Consider the following 15,660-nt stretch of genomic DNA (forward strand, 5'->3'; position numbering starts at 1 on the left):
CGCGCCACCACCGCGACCGGCCGGCCCCGCGACGGGGCCGGCCGTCGGCGTGTGTGCCGCCGTGGCGGAAGGCGGAAGGCGGATGGCTCTCCGGGGCTGTCCGGGCTATCCGGCGGTGCTCTCCGACAGCCGCTTGAGCTGCGCCAGCCACAGGGCGTGCAGCCGGCGTGCCCACTGGGGTGAGCGCACGTCGAGGGCTCGGGCGGCCGGGCCGCGTACGACGTTCTCGCTCACCACATGGGTGCCGCCCGCCACCTCGGTGAGCAGCCAGGCCTGGTAGACCTGCACTCCCGCACCCACCACCGACCAGCCGAGCCGGTGGGGCTCCGCCCGCTCCCCGAGGAACACCTCGAACGCCTGCTCGTGGAAGCGCACCCGGAAGGTCCCCTCCAGCGCACCCGGACGCGACTCGGTCACCCCGGCCGCCCACTGGGGCCACCGGGCCACGTCGGTGAGCAGACCGAACGCGGTGGCGGGCGGGGCGTGCACGACGACCTGCGCCTGACAGAAACTGTGCGCGTGGTCGGGCGAGTAGCCGGACGGCCAGTGGATGTCCGGATGACTGTCCGAGGCGCCGTGCATCCGGCTCCCCTCTCGTGGTGCTGAACGGGTGCTCACCCCTGGTGCCGAGCGGGGCAGGGCGGCCCCGCGTCCACTGTGCGCGGGATCGGGGAGCGGGACATACGTCAAATGACTGGTCGCCGTCAGACGTCCTTGGAGTCCTCGAGAGCGGAGAGGGCGTCCCGCAGGGCGGCCCGCGAGGTGATGCCCAGCTTGGGGTAGATCTGGTACAGGTGCGTGCCGATGGTGCGGTGCGACAGGAACAGCCGCTCGGCGATCTGCTTGTTGGTCAGACCGGTCGCCGCGAGGGCGGCGATCTGCAACTCCTGCGCGGTCAGCGCGGCGACCCTCGGCCGGGCGGCGTCCGGTGCGGACTGCCCGCTCGCCCTCAGCTCGGCCGCCGTACGCGTCACCCAGGGCCGCGCCCCGAGCTGCTGGAAGCCCTTCAGCGCCTGCGCCAGCTGCTCCCGGGCCTCCGAGGTGGCCCGCAGCCGCCGCAGCCGCTCACCGTGCAGGAGACGGACCCGCGCCGCGTCGAACGGCCAGCGCTCCGGGCCGGGCAGGGCCAGCGCCCGCTCGAAGAGGACGACGGACTCCTCACCGGGTGCGGTCAGGGCCTCGGCGGTCAGCACGGACAGCTCCAGCCGGGGCGACAGCGCGGCCATCGCGGAGTCGCGCATCGCGGCCGCGTGGGCGGCGGCCTCCTTCTCCCGGCCGGTCCGCACCGCCGCCTCGACCAGGTCCAGCGCGCCCCACATGGCGATCGGGAGGTACGGGGCCACGGTGCCCGGCTCGTTCAGCGTGCACGAGTGCCGGTAGGCCGTCTGGTAGTCGCCCCGTCCCAGGGCCGTGAGCGCCCTGGCGTGGGTGGCGAAGAACCGTGCGCCGAAGGCACCGCGGGGGGTCGCCCACCGCACGATCTCCTCGGTCAGCGCGTCACTGGTCTCCGCGTCGCCGCGCACCGCGGCCACGGACGCCAGGATGTACTGGAAGTACCAGGCGAAGAACCGGTAGTCGTGGTCCTCGCACAGGGCCAGGCCCTCCTCGGCCAGATCCGCGGCGTCCTGCCACCGTCCCAGGTGGAAGTAGTCCAGTCCGAGGTGCATCAGCGCGCCCAGATGACGGCGGACGGGTGCCGTGCCGGCCCGGCCCTGCTCGATCACGCGCCGGGTGGCCCACCGGAAGTCGCCGAGCCGGTCCGCGAAGACCGAGGCGGTGCCCACCCGGATCACCCGGGTCGGGTCGTCTCCCACGGTGGCGGTCAGCTTCGCGAGCCGGGGCAGCGCCTCGGGCCCGGTGCGCGCCGGGTCGGCGAAGGTGCGTACGACCACCCACAGCAGATCGGGCGTCTCGGGGGTCAGCCGGTCCAGGAACCTCAGCAACGGCTGCCACAGTCGCGGATCGCCGCCGTACCAGCACAGCAGGACCAGCAGGTGCAGCGCCTCCACGAGCGCGGCGTCCGCGGCGTCCCAGCCGTGTTCCCCCGACTCGATCGCGCCGACCAGCAGCCGGTACGCGGTGTCGATGTCCCCGTCCTTGTTGATCAGCAGGAACGCCGACGCGGCCGCCGCGTGCAGGGACTCCTCGCCGGTCTCCGGGTGGGCCAGCCGGGCGAGCAGCCGGGAGGCGTCCTCCAGCTCCCCGCCGGAGTCCACGCCGATGTAGGCCGCCTCGGCCAGCCGTCGGCTCTCGTCGGCGGGCGCGGGGCTGAGTCCCGCCGCCCGGGTCAGCGCCGTCACCGCGCCGAGCGCGTCCCCGCGCCGCAGCCGGCGGTGCGCGGCCTCCTCCAGCAGGGCCGCGACCGTCTCGTCCGGGCCCACGGCGGCCTCGCCCAGGTGCCAGGCCCGGCGCTCCGGCTGGTCCTCCAGCACCTCGGCGAGCGCCTCGTGGGCCCGTCTGCGGTCCGCCGCGGTCGCCAGCTCCACCACCGCCGAACCGATCAGGGGATGCCGGAAGGACAGCCGGCGGTTGTCGGCGGAGATCGTGACCAGCCGGTCCTGCTCGGCGGGGACGAGATCGTCGACGACGGCCCGGCCGGCCCCGGCGGCCTCGATCGAGGCCAGGTCACCGGTGCCCTCCAGGGCGGCGATCAGCAGCAGCTCCCGGCAGCGGTCGGTGAGGCCGGCCACCCGGGAGGCGAACAGGGCCTGGAGCCGCTCGCTCAGGGGCAGTACCGAGGGGATCGCCGCGAGAGTCGTGCGCTGCTCGGCGGAGAGCGCCCGCGGCAGCTCCACCAGGGCCAGCGGATTGCCGCGCGCCTCGGAGGCGATCCGGCGCCGTACGGCGGGGGAGACGTCGGGGTGGGCCTGGGCGAGCAGCTCCGCGGAGGAGATGTCGCTCAGCGGTTCGAGCCGGTGCTCGGTCAGGCCGCTGGACTCGAAGAAGCTGCCCGCGCCCTCGCGGGAGGCGGCGAGGAAGCCGATCCGGCTGCCGACGAGCCGCCGGGCGACGAAGCCGAGCACGGCGTTGGTCGCCCGGTCCAGCCACGGCAGGTCGTCGACGACGATCAGCAGCGGCGTCCGGGCGGAGATCGTCCGCAGCAGCAGCAGGACCGCGGTCGAGGTCAGCAGACGGTCCGGCACCGGACCGCTGCCGATGCCGACGGCGACGCGCAGGGCATCGCGATGGACGGAGTCCAGGACGTCGAATTCGTCGAAGAGGGGCACGAGGAGCTGATTGAGGCCGGCGTAACCGATGTCCGCCTCGAACTGCACGCCGTTCGCGCGCAGCACCCGGATGCCCTGGTCCGCGGCACCCCTGGCCACCGACTCCAGGACCGCGGTCTTGCCCACCCCGGCCTCGCCCTGGAGCAGCAGTGCCGCCCCCTGGACCTGCGAGTCGGTGAGGAAGGACTGGATGAACGCGAGGTCCTCCTCCCGTCCGACCAGCCGGGGCGCGGCCGGGCAGCCCGCCGCGTCCAGGTCACTCATCGCACTGCCTCCAAGGGCCCACGTACCGGGGTCCGGTCCACCGCGCCGACCTGGCTGCGTGCGCCCGCACCCGGCTCCGTGCGCCCCATGCAACCACCACGGAACGAAGGACGTCCAGATTCCGCCCTTGCCAGTCCGGCCGGAATCGTTTTCGCCGGTTCGTACCGTACCGGGAGCGGATGCGCGCGGCGAGGACCTATTACGGCGTAATAGGTCCGGCCGAGCGGGTGAGCAGGTCCGGTCGGACCGGGTCGGGGGGCCGGAGCCCCGCTCTCGCCCCCCTGTCCGGTCACCGGCACGTCTGCCCCCACGGCCGAGCGACACACATGTCACACCTGCGCATGCGGCCCGTCGTGAACGACGGAGTAGGTCCCGCTCGTGTCAGAAGCATCGGAGTGCGCCGCACCCGTGGTACGCGACGGGCGGCGAGAAACATGTGCGAGTGAGGTCGTGACAACGTGAGTGTGGACAGGCTTGACCAGGTGGACGGAAGGCTGACGCCGCAGGACGTGGCCGCCCTACGACGCTCCGTCACCGGGCCGGTGCTGGAGCCGGGGGACGAGGAGTACGGGCCGGAATGCGCCACCTACAACCTGACGTGCGGCTTCCGGCCCGCCGTGGTCGTCGGGGCGACGAGTGAGCAGGATGTCGTGGAGGCCGTCCGGTTCGCCGGGCGGCACGGGCTGGGCGTCGCGGTGAAGTCCGCGGCCCACCAGGTGACCTCGGCCGCCGAAGGCGCGCTGCTGATCACGGTCGAGCGGATGCGGGACCTCGTCGTCGACGCGGGCGAGCGCAGCGTACGGGTCGGGCCCGGCGTGCGGTGGACCGACGTGGTGCCGCGTGCCGCGGAGCACGGACTGGCCCCCATCGTGGGCTCGGCGCCGAACGTCGGTGTCGTCGGATACACCCTCGGCGGCGGTCAGAGCCCGCTGCTGGGCCGGAGCCTGGGCTACGCCGCCGACCACGTGCGCCGCGTGAACCTGGTCACCGCGGACGGCGAACCGCGCCGTGTGACCGCCGAGAGCGACCCCGACCTGTTCTGGGCGGTGCGCGGCGGCAAGGGGAACTTCGGCGTCGTCACCGAGATCGAGTTCGACGTCTTCCCGGTCACCCGCTTCTACGGCGGCGGCATCTACTTCGCGGGCGAGCACCTGGCCGACGTGCTCCGGGCCTGGCGTGCCTGGCTGCCCGGCGTGGGGGAGGACATGACGTCCTCCGTCGGCGTCCAGCGCCTGCCCGACGTGCCGATGCTGCCCGAGCCGCTGCGCGGCGCCTTCGTGGTCCACCTGCGGATCGGCTACCTGGGCTCGGCCGAGGACGGGGCGGAGCTGCTGGCACCGCTGAGGGCGGCCGCGCCGGCGCTGATCGACCTGGTGGGGGAGAAGCCGTTCACCGCCATCGGGGAGATCCACCAGGACCCGGTGGACCCGATGCCGTACTTCGACCGCAGCGTCTGCCTGGAGGGGTTCGACGAGAAGGCCGTCGAGGCGTTCGTCGACCTGACGGGCGCGGAGTCGGGCTGCACCCTCGCCAACATCGAGATCCGCGCGCTCGGCGGTGCCTTCGACCGGGAGGCGGCGGTGCCCAACGCGGTGTCGAGCCGGGGCCTGCCGTACGTGGTCTTCGGGTTCGCGGTGGGGGCCCCGGACGAGGCGCCCCGGCTCAGGGGCGAGCTGGAGCGGGTCATGGACGGGCTGTCGCCCTGGACGGCGCGGCGCAACATGGTGAACTTCCTCTCCCCGGACGAGGCGACCGACGCCGAGGGCGTGCGCCAGGTGTACGGGCCGGAGCGCTACGACCGGCTCGCCGCGGTGAAGAGGACCTACGACCCGGGCAACGTCTTCCGGTTCAACCACAACATCGTGCCCGCGGGGGCGTGAGCGCCGGTCCGTCCCGGGACCCGGGTGAACCATTGGACCTGGTTCGCACGTGTGGGTGACAGCAGGTCCCCGCCGTGTCCCGGGCGCGGCGGGGCCGACGGCGGACCCCGCGGCGCTGCTCCACGGGCCGTCGACTCCCGGGCTCCCGGGCCGACTTCGCTGTGGGGAGCGAGCGTCGTGCCCAAGGGAGCCCGGGACTGCCCGCGCCCGCTTCCACACCCGCGCCCGCGGTCGCGAGAGGGGGGAAGGGACACACTTCACTCCACATGTGTCGCGATTTGCTGGCAAGCTGGTCACATGAGCGAGAAACCTATGTCGCTGTCCGTGCGGGTCGAGGAACTGCTGGCGGCCGACGGCCCCCTACCGATCGTCGCCGCGGGCGACCCGGTGCTGCGGGCCGTCGCGCAACCGTACGACGGACAGCTCGGCGACGCGCTGCTCGGCCGGTTGGTGACCAGGATGCGCGAGACGATGCTGGCGGCGCCGGGTGTCGGGCTGGCCGCCCCCCAGGTCGGCGTCCCGCTGAGCATCGCGGTCGTGGAGGACGCGGCCCGCGGCCCGCAGGAGGCGCTGGAGGCGCGCGGGCGCGTCCCGCTGCCGTTCCGGGTGCTGGTCAACCCCGCCTACGAACCCGAGGGCGAGGAGCGGGCCGCGTTCTTCGAGGGCTGCCTGAGCGTGTCCGGCTGGCAGGCCGTGGTGGCCCGGCACGCCCGGGTCCGGCTGCGCGGGCTCGACGAACAGGGCGCCGCGATCGACGAGGTGGTGACCGGCTGGCCGGCCCGGATCGTGCAGCACGAGACGGACCATCTGCGCGGCACCCTCTATCTGGACGTGGCCGAGCTGCGGTCGCTGTCGTCCAACGCGGCCGTCGCCGAGCGCTGGTCGCAGCCGGGCCCCGAAACGGCCGCCGCGGCCCTGGGGTTCCCCGTGGTGTGACTGCCGCCGCGGCCCCGGAAACGCCTCCCCGTCCCACCGTCAAGTGACTGATGCACCGGGCTCGTCCGGCCGGGCAGGCTGGGACGAGCCGATACCTCCGGCGACACGGTCCGCATCGGGACACCCACGAACGCCGGTACGTCCGACACGGAGAAGAGGAACTGGCGTGGCACTGGTCGAACAGCAGACGCTGAAGAGCAGCAACCCGATACTTTCCCGGCCGCAGTTCACCCGGCGCGGTGGGCAGAAGACGGCGGTCAGGGACCCGCGGACCGGCCTCGCCGTCGTCCTCGACCGCATCGGTGCCGGCACGGAACGGGAGCAGGACGACGCCGCGCGCCCCGTGCCGCCGCTGTACGTCGGTGACCTGTTGACCATGGACACCGTGCTGCCCCGCGCGGCCACCGCCCTGGGCACCACCGCCCTCGTGGCGGTCCTGTCCTGGACGGTGCTGCCGCCCGCCCGGATCGGTACGGCCTGGTCCTGGGGCATCGTCGCCGCGGCGGCGGTCCTCACGGCGGTGCTGGTGATCACGCAGTACCGCAGGAACAAGCCGTCCGCGACCCTGACCCTCGCCTTCGCCGCCGCCCAGGGCCTGTTCCTCGGCACGCTCTCCGGGACCGCCTTCAGCCACCTGTCGCCCGGCCTCCTCGTCCAGACCGTCCTCGGCACGATCGCGGCCGGCGCCGGGGTGCTCTTCGCACAGGCGCTGCACTGGATCCGGGTCAGCCACCGCTTCCGTGCCTTCATCGGCGCCGCGCTGCTGGGCCTCGGCCTGCTCGCGCTGGCCGACTGGATGCTGTACCCCGTCATGGGGCTGGACGGCCTGGGCCTGCGCCCCTTCGGCCTCGGCCTCTTCATGGCCCTGGTGGGCGTCGCCCTCGGCGCCTCCTTCCTGCCCCTGCACCTCAAGCAGGTGGAGAACGGCGTCACCTACGGCGCGTCCCGCGACCAGGCCTGGCCCGCCGCGTTCGGCCTGACCCTGACCATGGTGTGGCTCTACGTCGAGACCGTGCGGCTGCTCACCCTCTACCAGGGCGACGACGTCTACTGAACCACCGGGCCGGACCGATCCCGACGGCCCTCACGGGCCCTCACGGCCGTCGGGGATCACCCCGCCGTGCCCGTCGGCAGCTCCGCCGCGGCAGCGGACGGGCACAGTCCCCGCAGCACCGTCTCGAACAGCCGGCCCGACCTGACCGGGTCCTCGGCCCCGGCGCCGACGTGCCACAGCGGACCGAGCAGCAAGAGCACGTCGTCGGCCGTCGTACCCGCGAGGATGGTTCCGGCCGCCTCGTTGAGGCGCACCAGCGTCGACAGGGCGTCGAGAAGTGGACGGTACGCCTCGCCGCAGGGCTTCGCGGGCGCGCTCGTGACCAGGTTCATGACGTTCGCGAACTCGGGGAAGGACCGGCCCACCTCCAGCAGACGCTCCAGCCAGGTGCGCAGCGCGCGATGCGGGGGCAGATGGCCCAGGAGCGCGGGTACGGCGTTCACGAGGCTTTCCACCTCGTCCTGGTACACCTCCAGGACCAAGCACTCCCTGCTCGGGAAATGCCGGTAGAGCGTCCCCTGGCCCACGCCCGCCCGGCGCGCGATGGACTTCAGGGAGGCGTCACCCGGCGCGGCGAGCACCTCGGCCGCCGCTTCGAGGATGCGCAGCCGGTTGCCTTGGGCGTCCGATCTCATTGATGCTCCGGTTTTCCTCTCCGGCGTGACACCGCCGGACCATGTGTCACACGGTCCTCGCGGCCGGGCGAGGCCCGGCAGGGACACACGTCGAGACACGTATCATTCTCGAACTTACACCGTCCGCCGTTCCCGCGGACGTACTCCCCCCGTCACTTGTCTGAAGGAATACTCACACCTATGCCTCTGGGATCGGTCGCCACTCACACCTTTGCCGCAGGGCACCTCTCGGCCGTGGGGCGGCTCACCGCGCTGACGGCGGACCTCGCCGGGGACCTGGACGGGGGCAGGTGGGTTCTGGGACCGCTGGAGCGGACGCTGGCGGCCCGCCTGCTGCTGGCCTGCGCCGGGGACGGACACTTCACCCCGCCCCGGCTGCGCGAGGCCCTGTGGGAGGGAAGCCTCGCCCTGACGTACACGGGGGAGGGGCGGCTGGCCCGGCTGCTCACGCAGTCGTGCGAGGTGGCCGAGGAGCCGGTGCCGGAGGCCGAGTCCGTCCTGGCCGAGGCGGTGCGGCTGCTGGAGCGGGCGGCACGGTCCGGGGCCGCGGACGGCGACCGGCACTGACCGCGCCACGTCTCCACACCGCCATGTCCCCACGTCGTCATGTCGGTGCGCCGTCGCCCGACGTGTCCCGACGTGTCCCACTGTGCCAGTCAGATGACGGATGTGTGCGCGTGCCGTGGGCGGAAGACTCGGCGGCACGAAGCTCGCACCGTTGACGCAAGAACAGGGGGACAGCATGACGAGACATCCCGGGTGCGGCCGACCGGACCATGACCGTTCGCCGGCCGGACCGTCGTCGATCAGGCAGTCGCCGATCAGGCAGTCGTCGACCCGGTCGGCCCCGGCCGGGCGGCGGGCCGGGGCCGGTGAGGCGGACCGGCCCCCCGTCCTGTCCCTGGTACGGGACTCCGACGGCGGCCGTCGCACACCCGTCGCCCTGGCCCTGCTGACCCGCGGCCCCATGCCGGACGGAGTCCGCGGCGCGCTCGTCGCGGTGACGTGCGGCCGGGTCATGGCCACCTGGGTGCCGGCCGGACCGTTCCGCGTCCCGCCGGGCCGGGTCCTGCTGTCCTGGACCCGCACCGCCGACGGCCGGGCGGACGTCACCGCCCGTCTGGGGCTCGCCGGTGCGCAGGTGCTGCTGGCCGTCTGGCCCGGTCTGGACGGTGAGTGGTCCGGTGTCGTCCGGCCGACCGTCGCGGAGGTGACGGAACTGCACGCCGCGCTGCACCTGGCGACCGCGGTCCTGGACCGCCTGGCCGACTGACCCCGGCGCGGGACGTCGGTCGAGAAGACCCCGTCCACCCCACCTGGCGCACCACGCACTTCGTCCGCGTACCACCCCCCAAAGGGGCGGTGCGCGGACGAAGTGCGTGGTGCAGCCGGTGTCAGCGGACGGTGGCGTGGGCGGCGCGCTCGATGACGCCGGCCACCAGGTGGGGGTGGGAGACGGCGACCGAGTGGGAGGCGGCGACCTCGGTGGTGTGGGCGTGGGCGCGCTTGGCCATGAAGCGCTGCACGGCCGCGGGGATGTTCAGGTCGCGGGTGGTGACGATGTCCCAGGTGGGCTTGTTCTTCCAGGCGGCCGTCGTGGCCTTCTCCTCCAGGGCCGACTGGGCGACCGGGCGCTGCGCGGCGGCCATGAGGGCGGCCTGCTGGGCCGGGACGTCGGCGGCGAACTGGTGGCGGAACTTGTCCTGCTGGATGTACAGGTCGGTGGCGGTGGAGCCGTCGGCCTGGGTGTAGGTGACCGGGTCGAGGGCGTCGGGGAGGGTCGAGCCCGGGTACTTGTTGGTCAGCTCCAGGGCGCTCTCGCCGGGCGCCGGCAGGAAGGCGGCGACGTAGACCAGGGCCTTGACCGAGTCGTCGCCGGCGGCGGCCTCGCTGATGACGTTGCCGCCGTAGGAGTGGCCGACGAGGATCTTCGGGCCCTTGATGTGGTCGAGGACCGTGCGCAGGGCCGCGGCGTCGGAGGCCGGGCCGCGCAGCGGGTTGGCGGCGGCGACGACGGGGTAGCCGTCGGCGCGCAGTTCTTCGATGACGCCGTTCCAGCTGGAGCCGTCGGCGAAGGCTCCGTGCTCCAGGACGACGGTCGGCTTGGTGTGCCGGGCCGAATCGACGGTCTCGGGGGCGCTGTTGGCGGTGCCGCTCAGGGCGAACGCGCCGAGCGCGAGCCCCGCCGTGAGCGTCGAGACCGCACCCGTCACCACTCGCTTGCGTCCACCCTTGATGCTCACCACGGTTCTGTTCCTTCCACATGTTCCAGTAGCGGTGTCGAGCCGGTTCCACCGGCGAAGTCACCGCTTTGACTGGTGACGAATCTGCCAGATGCTGCGTCACCTGTCAAGGGGGTGACGCGAGTCGGTGTGTGTTTCACGATGTGTGTTCCATGAGCAGCCCCCCGGTCGGCGGACACGCCGCTGACCGGGGGCGTCGTGCCCTGTGCTGCCCGGCTCACGGCCGGGTCCGGGCCTCGTCGTCCTTCCTGGCCCAGGGGTTGCCCGCGATGATGTCGGCGAGCGCCTGGGCGCAGCCGTCCAGCATCCGCTCGCCCTTCTCCCGGCTCGCCGAACGGGCGTCGCCGGCCACGCCGGACGCGGTGATCCGGTCGAAGGTCACCGCCATGTACAGCGGGTCGTCGGACTCGGCGGGCAGGGTGATCCGCGGTCCGTGCGCCTCGGGCAGGTGCTCGGCGCGGATCAGGTCGGGATGGGCGGCCATCATCATGGACGTCTCGCCCTCGCAGGCGTGCATGAGGCCGTCCTGGGTCTCCAGGGTGTCGCGCACGACCGCCCGTCCCGCGCCGAAGTAGCTGGCGAAGGCGATCGGCGTCGCGAGTTCCAGGGTCAGCTCGGTCGTCAGGGCGTTCAGGGCGGTCATGTTGCCGCCGTGTCCGTTGACGATGAGGATGCGGGAGAAGCCGACCCGGATCGCGGACCGGCAGATGTCCCGCAGCAGCGCGTGCAGGGTGGCCAGGCTGAGGGTGAGGGTCCCCCCGAACGGCATGTGATGCTCCGACAGGCCGGTCGGGACCGACGGCGCGACCACCGTGGCGGTGTGCTCCGCCGCGCGCAGGGCCGTGCGCCGGCACACCTCCGCGGCCAGGAGGTCGTCCACGCCGGTGGGCAGGTGGGGGCCGTGCTGCTCGGTGGCCCCCACCGGCAGCAGCACCACCGCGTCCCGGGCCGCGAGTGCGCGCAGTTCGGCGGCGGTCAGACGGTTCCACTGGACTTCGCTCATCGGGGACTCCTCCTGGGAGTGAACGGCCCGACGGACGAGGGTCCCCGGGCCGGTGGCTGGTGGGGGTGGTGCGGGTGGGGGTGCGGGTGCGGACTCAGAGGTGGTCGGCGTCGACCACGGCCTGGGCGAAGGCGGTGGGCGCCTCCTGCGGCAGGTTGTGGCCGATGTTCGCGATGGTGCGGTGCGCGTAGGGGCCGGTGAAGTGGTTGCGGTAGCTCGAACCGTCGCCGGGCGGCGGAGTGAAGGGATCGAGGGCGGCGTCGAGGGTGACGGTGGGGACGTGGATGGAGGGCTGGGCGGCGAGCAGCTTCTCCTGGCGCGCGTACCGGTGGTCCGTGTCGACCAGGCCGATGCGCCAGCGGTAGTTGAAGAGCACGACGGCCGCGTAGTCCGGGTTCTTGAACGCCTCGGCGGTGCGGTTGTAGGTGGCGTCGTCGAAGTCCCAGTTGGGGGAGACCAGGGTCCACACGTAGCGGCACAGCGCGAGGCGGCTGTCCTCGTCCTCCATGGCCGCCTTGCCCCGGGGGGTGGCGAAGTACCACTGGTACCACCACGTGTGCTCGACGCCCGGGGCGGCGGGTGCGACCTGCGCCTTGCGATTGGTGATGAGGTAACCGCTGGTGGAGACCATGGACGTGACCCGCTCCGGCCACAGGGCGGCGATGATGTCGGCGGTGCGCGAGCCCCAGTCGAAGCCGGCCAGCACGGCCTTCTCGATCTTCAGGGCGTCCATCAGGGCGATGACGTCCAGCGCGATGGCGGACTGCTCGGCCGTGCGCGGGGTGCGGTGGGACAGGAAGGTGGTGCTGCCGTGTCCGCGCAGGTACGGGACGATGACGCGGTAGCCCAGGTCGGCGAGGAGCGGGGCGACGTCGACGTAGCTGTGGATGTCGTACGGCCAGCCGTGCAGCAGCAGGACCACCGGGCCGTGGGAGGGGCCGGCCTCGGCGTAACCGACGTTCAGGACACCCGCCTTGACCTGCTTGAGCTTTTCGAAGGAGGTGTGGGTGCCCGGCGTGATGGCCGGGACGGTGGGAGCCTGCGAGCCGCCGCCCGGCCGCCCGTGCGAGGCGGTGGAGGCGAACGCGTCGGTCCCCAGGCCCGCCAGCGAGACCGCGGCCGCGCCGGTGCCCAGCCCGACGGCCTTGCTGAAAGTACGCCTGTTGATCATGTCAAACCTTCCGTCATGCGTTGTCCGGTGACCGGCTCGTGCCCGCGGTGCCGCTCACACCTGCCGTACGGGAGTACCGGGCCGCGGGGGCACGGTGACCCTTGCACAGAAGGGCGTCACCTGTCCAACAGGTGACGGAACTGATCGGGATGGGGCGGGGCCGACGCCCATACTCTGGCCCCGGGGGTCGGCGGACACATCAGTCAAATGACGGCACGAAACGGATAGGAGAGACGAAATCGACCGCCTGCGGCTGTCTCGGTCATTCGACTGAGGCAGCCGTCCGGCCCGCGGCTCACCGCGTCACCTGTCGCCGTCTTCCTCCAGCCGCGCCAGCGCGTCGTGCAGGGCGGCCCGGGAGGTGATGCCGAGTTTGGGGAAGACCCGGTACAGGTGGGAGCTGACCGTGCGCGGCGACAGGCGCATCCGCTCGCCGATCTCCTTGTTGGTCAGCCCGATCGCGGCGAGGTCGGCGATCCGGCGCTCCTGCCAGGTCAGTTCGCCGGGCTGCGCCGACGGGGCGCGGGCGGCCACTCCGGACGCCCGCAGTTCCCCCTGGGCCCGTTCCGCCCAGGGGAGCGCACCGAGCCGCTCGAACGCCTCCGCCGCCCGCAGGAGCAGCGGGCGGGCCTCCTTGGGCCCCCGGGTGTGACGCAGGCGGATGCCGTGGGCGAGGCGGATCCGGGCGAGTTCGAAGGGGAAGCGGGCGGCGGAGGGCGCTTGCTCGGCCCGCTCGTGGTAGCGGTCGGCCTCGCCGGGGTCCGTCGCGGTCATGGCGAGGGCGCCGTAGGTCAGCAGCGCGAGCCGCGGCGAGATGCCGGGCAGGCCCGCCTCCCGGGCGGCGAGGGCGTGGGTGCGGGCCTGTTCGGTGCGGCCGGTGTGCAGGGCCGCCTCCACGAGGTCCAGGAGGGTGCGCGAGGCCTGGTGCGCGTACGGTTCGAAGACGCCGGGCGGTGTGATGCCGATGGCGTGCAGGTAGGCCGCCTCGTAGTCGCCGGCGGCCAGGTCCGCGGTGGTGCCGATGGCGTCGGCGATCTGGGTGAGGAAGCCGACGCCGCGGGGCCGGGCCCAGGCGTCGACGGCGGCCTGGAGCTCGCGGGCCCGGTCGGTGTCGCCGCGCAGCGCGGCCAGCAGGCCGAGGTAGGCCCGGGTGTGGTGTGCCAGCAGCGCGTATCCGTGGGAGGTCGTCAGTTCGAGGTCGCGCTGTCCGGTGCGCTCGGCCTCCTCCCACTCGCCGACCGCCATCTGGTCCAGCATCACCAGGTGCAGCGTCGTCATGCTGGTGCGCACGAAGCCCGTCTCGGAATGGCGGTCCACGGTGTGCTGGAGGTGCTGGCGGTACTGGCTGAGGGTGTCCACGTGGTAGGCGGCCACCCCCAGGCGGCTGATGTCCCAGGGGTCCAGGTCGGCCAGGCCCGCGAACTCGGCCTCGACCCGTTCGCGCACCCCTGCTCCGTGCCGGACCACGTCGCCCCACGCGTCGCCGTAGACGTGGGAGCGCGGCGGCAGGCTCTCGCCGAGGGAGTCGAGCAGGGAGCGGGTCTCCTCCCACTGGGCGGCGTCCCCGGCGTACTGGTCGATGGCGAGCAGCAGGTTCACCAGCCGGACCAGCACGTCGGAGGATTCCCGCGGCGCACGGGCGCGCACACACGCGATGGTCGCCGACACCTGACGGTGGGTGTGCCGCACGTCGCCGTCCTCGAACAGCGCCCGGTACGCCGAGGTGAGCACGGAGACCGGCGGATCGTCCGTGTCCGGGGCGCGGTCGCCGCGCACCAGCAGGCGTGCCTGGTCGAACAGCCCGGCGTGGCCCGCGACGAAGGCCGCGTCGCCGAGCCGGCGGGACCGCTCCCCGGGACTCTCGCTCAGCTCGGCCGCCCGGGTCAGCCAGGTCATCGCGGCCACCGCGCCGCCCCGCCGGGTCGCGGAGTCGGCGGCCGCCTCCAGCGCCTTGGCGACCTCGTCGTCGGGGTCGACCGTCGCGGCGGCCAGGTGCGTGGCCCGGCGCTCGATGTCGTCGTGGTGCACCCGGGCGAGTACGGCGTGCGCGGCCCGGCGCTGGTTCGGCGTCGCCGACTGCACCACCGTGGAGCGGATCAGCGGATGCCGGAAGACGAAGTCGCCGCTTGCCGGATCGACCTCCAGCAGACCGGCGGCCACCGCTTCCTCGGCGTCCCGCATCCGGTACTGCCGCACACCCGGTGCCGGTGGCGCGCCCCGGGCCGCGCCGACGCCGTCGAGGGCACCGCGCAGCAACTCCTCGCGGACCCGGCCGCCGAGCCGGTCCAGGCGACTGCCGTACACCTGGTGGAGCCGTCGGGGCAGCGGCAGCGAGGCGTCGCGCAGGCCCAGGCAGTCCGCCGTCGCGAGGTCCGCGGGGGCGGAGAGGGGGTGGGCGGCGCCGCCGAGGGCGTGGGCGGGCAGTTCGAGCAGGGCCAGCGGATTGCCCCGGGCGCGGTCCAGCACCAGCTCGCGCACCCCCTGGGCGAGGTCCGGGTGGTGGTGGTCCAGCAAGGCGCGCGCCGCCTCGTCCGGCAGGGCCTGGAGCGGCAGTTCCGGCAGGGCGGCGGTGTCGAAGTCCGAGGGGGTGTCGGAGCGCAGGCCCACCAGGAGCTTCACGGAGCCGCCCGTGAGCCGGCGTCCCGCGAACCCGAGCACCGCGACGCTGGACGCGTCCAGCCACTGGCCGTCGTCCAGGACGAGCAGCAGCGGACGGGTCGAGGCGGCCAGGGACAGCAGGTCCAGCACGGCGATGCCGAGCGACATGACCGACGGCGGCTTTCCACGGCCCCGGCCGAAAGCGGCGTCGAACACCGTGCGGTGCACCTCGTCCAGGCTGTCCACGGTCGGCAGCAGAGGGTGGAGGAGCTGGTGCAGCCCGGCGAGCGGCAGCCCGGACTCGGCCTCCACCCCGGCCGCCCGGATCACCACCTGGCCGGTCCGCGCCGCCAGGTGTGCGGCCTGGTCGAGCAGGGCGCTCTTGCCCACGCCCGTCTCGCCCCGCAGGACGAGCGCCTGTCCCTCACCGGCCGCCACGAACCGGGCCAGCTGCTCTCTCTCGGCGTCCCTGCCGATCACCGGCACGAGTGACTCCACGGTGCCCCACTCCCCTCACCACCGGACCAGACATGTGTGCGCCCTTGGAGCCTATGTGTGCTGAAGCCCGGCCTGTGCACACCTCACGAGCAGAGTACGGCCACATGTACCGTTTCGTCACCGGATAACCGGAAAGGGACCCTCTCGGATT

At 73.3% G+C, this 15,660-nt stretch carries 12 protein-coding genes; 5 read left to right on the plus strand and 7 right to left on the minus strand.

The window, feature by feature from the left end:
• Positions 1–105: 105 nt before the first annotated feature.
• Both IE94_RS0121250 and IE94_RS0121255 read right to left on the minus strand, forming a co-directional pair.
• Positions 106–582, minus strand: a complete 477-nt coding sequence (locus tag IE94_RS0121250) for an SRPBCC family protein (protein WP_030186688.1) — start codon at positions 580–582, stop codon at positions 106–108.
• A 122-nt stretch (positions 583–704) separates the two neighbouring features.
• On the minus strand, positions 705–3,491 hold the full coding sequence (locus IE94_RS0121255; protein WP_030186689.1) for an ATP-binding protein: 2,787 nt from the start codon (positions 3,489–3,491) through the stop codon (positions 705–707).
• Between the two features lie 482 nt (positions 3,492–3,973).
• On the opposite strand from IE94_RS0121255, the gene IE94_RS0121260 reads away from it, so the two are divergent.
• From IE94_RS0121260 to IE94_RS0121270, 3 genes are all read left to right on the plus strand, one after another.
• The gene (locus tag IE94_RS0121260) at positions 3,974–5,371 is read left to right on the plus strand and encodes an FAD-binding oxidoreductase (RefSeq protein WP_037923121.1); all 1,398 of its coding nucleotides are present in this window, start codon (positions 3,974–3,976) and stop codon (positions 5,369–5,371) included.
• Between the two features lie 297 nt (positions 5,372–5,668).
• Positions 5,669–6,307 carry a peptide deformylase gene (locus IE94_RS0121265; protein ID WP_030186691.1) on the plus strand — a complete coding sequence of 213 codons (639 nt, stop codon included), beginning with the start codon at positions 5,669–5,671 and terminating at the stop codon, positions 6,305–6,307.
• A 166-nt stretch (positions 6,308–6,473) separates the two neighbouring features.
• Positions 6,474–7,361: a Bax inhibitor-1/YccA family membrane protein gene (locus tag IE94_RS0121270; protein WP_030186693.1), complete on the plus strand. Its 888-nt coding sequence runs from the start codon at positions 6,474–6,476 to the stop codon at positions 7,359–7,361.
• A 56-nt stretch (positions 7,362–7,417) separates the two neighbouring features.
• Here the strand turns inward: IE94_RS0121270 and IE94_RS0121275 are convergent, their stop codons facing one another.
• On the minus strand, positions 7,418–7,996 hold the full coding sequence (locus tag IE94_RS0121275; protein ID WP_030186697.1) for a TetR/AcrR family transcriptional regulator: 579 nt from the start codon (positions 7,994–7,996) through the stop codon (positions 7,418–7,420).
• Positions 7,997–8,176: 180 nt separating this feature from the next.
• Between IE94_RS0121275 and IE94_RS0121280 the strand changes: the two genes are divergently transcribed.
• On the plus strand, positions 8,177–8,563 hold the full coding sequence (locus tag IE94_RS0121280; protein WP_030186699.1) for a hypothetical protein: 387 nt from the start codon (positions 8,177–8,179) through the stop codon (positions 8,561–8,563).
• Between the two features lie 175 nt (positions 8,564–8,738).
• Positions 8,739–9,269, plus strand: a complete 531-nt coding sequence (locus IE94_RS41165) for a hypothetical protein (protein WP_245235294.1) — start codon at positions 8,739–8,741, stop codon at positions 9,267–9,269.
• A 121-nt stretch (positions 9,270–9,390) separates the two neighbouring features.
• Here the strand turns inward: IE94_RS41165 and IE94_RS0121290 are convergent, their stop codons facing one another.
• The 4 genes from IE94_RS0121290 to IE94_RS0121305 all read right to left on the minus strand — a co-directional run bounded on the left by IE94_RS0121290 (position 9,391) and on the right by IE94_RS0121305 (position 15,509).
• Positions 9,391–10,242 carry an alpha/beta fold hydrolase gene (locus IE94_RS0121290; RefSeq protein ID WP_030186703.1) on the minus strand — a complete coding sequence of 284 codons (852 nt, stop codon included), beginning with the start codon at positions 10,240–10,242 and terminating at the stop codon, positions 9,391–9,393.
• Positions 10,243–10,456: 214 nt separating this feature from the next.
• Positions 10,457–11,242, minus strand: coding sequence for a creatininase family protein (locus IE94_RS0121295; RefSeq protein ID WP_030186704.1), 786 nt, complete (start codon positions 11,240–11,242; stop codon positions 10,457–10,459).
• Positions 11,243–11,336: 94 nt separating this feature from the next.
• Positions 11,337–12,413 carry an alpha/beta fold hydrolase gene (locus tag IE94_RS0121300; RefSeq protein WP_030186708.1) on the minus strand — a complete coding sequence of 359 codons (1,077 nt, stop codon included), beginning with the start codon at positions 12,411–12,413 and terminating at the stop codon, positions 11,337–11,339.
• Positions 12,414–12,716: 303 nt separating this feature from the next.
• Positions 12,717–15,509 carry a helix-turn-helix transcriptional regulator gene (locus tag IE94_RS0121305; RefSeq protein WP_030186710.1) on the minus strand — a complete coding sequence of 931 codons (2,793 nt, stop codon included), beginning with the start codon at positions 15,507–15,509 and terminating at the stop codon, positions 12,717–12,719.
• Positions 15,510–15,660: the final 151 nt, after the last annotated feature.

The sequence above is a fragment of the Streptomyces violaceorubidus genome (assembly GCF_000717995.1).
Classification (GTDB): domain Bacteria; phylum Actinomycetota; class Actinomycetes; order Streptomycetales; family Streptomycetaceae; genus Streptomyces; species Streptomyces violaceorubidus.

Bases quoted from the DNA above. Each gene is read 5' to 3' on its own strand.
- IE94_RS0121250 (WP_030186688.1), bottom strand. From the start codon at position 582: ATGCACGGCGCCTCGGACAGTCATCCGGACATCCACTGGCCGTCCGGC.
- IE94_RS0121255 (WP_030186689.1), bottom strand. From the start codon at position 3,491: ATGAGTGACCTGGACGCGGCGGGCTGCCCGGCCGCGCCCCGGCTGGTC.
- IE94_RS0121265 (WP_030186691.1), top strand. From the start codon at position 5,669: ATGAGCGAGAAACCTATGTCGCTGTCCGTGCGGGTCGAGGAACTGCTG.
- IE94_RS0121275 (WP_030186697.1), bottom strand. From the start codon at position 7,996: ATGAGATCGGACGCCCAAGGCAACCGGCTGCGCATCCTCGAAGCGGCG.
- IE94_RS0121280 (WP_030186699.1), top strand. From the start codon at position 8,177: ATGCCTCTGGGATCGGTCGCCACTCACACCTTTGCCGCAGGGCACCTC.
- IE94_RS41165 (WP_245235294.1), top strand. From the start codon at position 8,739: ATGACGAGACATCCCGGGTGCGGCCGACCGGACCATGACCGTTCGCCG.
- IE94_RS0121295 (WP_030186704.1), bottom strand. From the start codon at position 11,242: ATGAGCGAAGTCCAGTGGAACCGTCTGACCGCCGCCGAACTGCGCGCA.
- IE94_RS0121300 (WP_030186708.1), bottom strand. From the start codon at position 12,413: ATGATCAACAGGCGTACTTTCAGCAAGGCCGTCGGGCTGGGCACCGGC.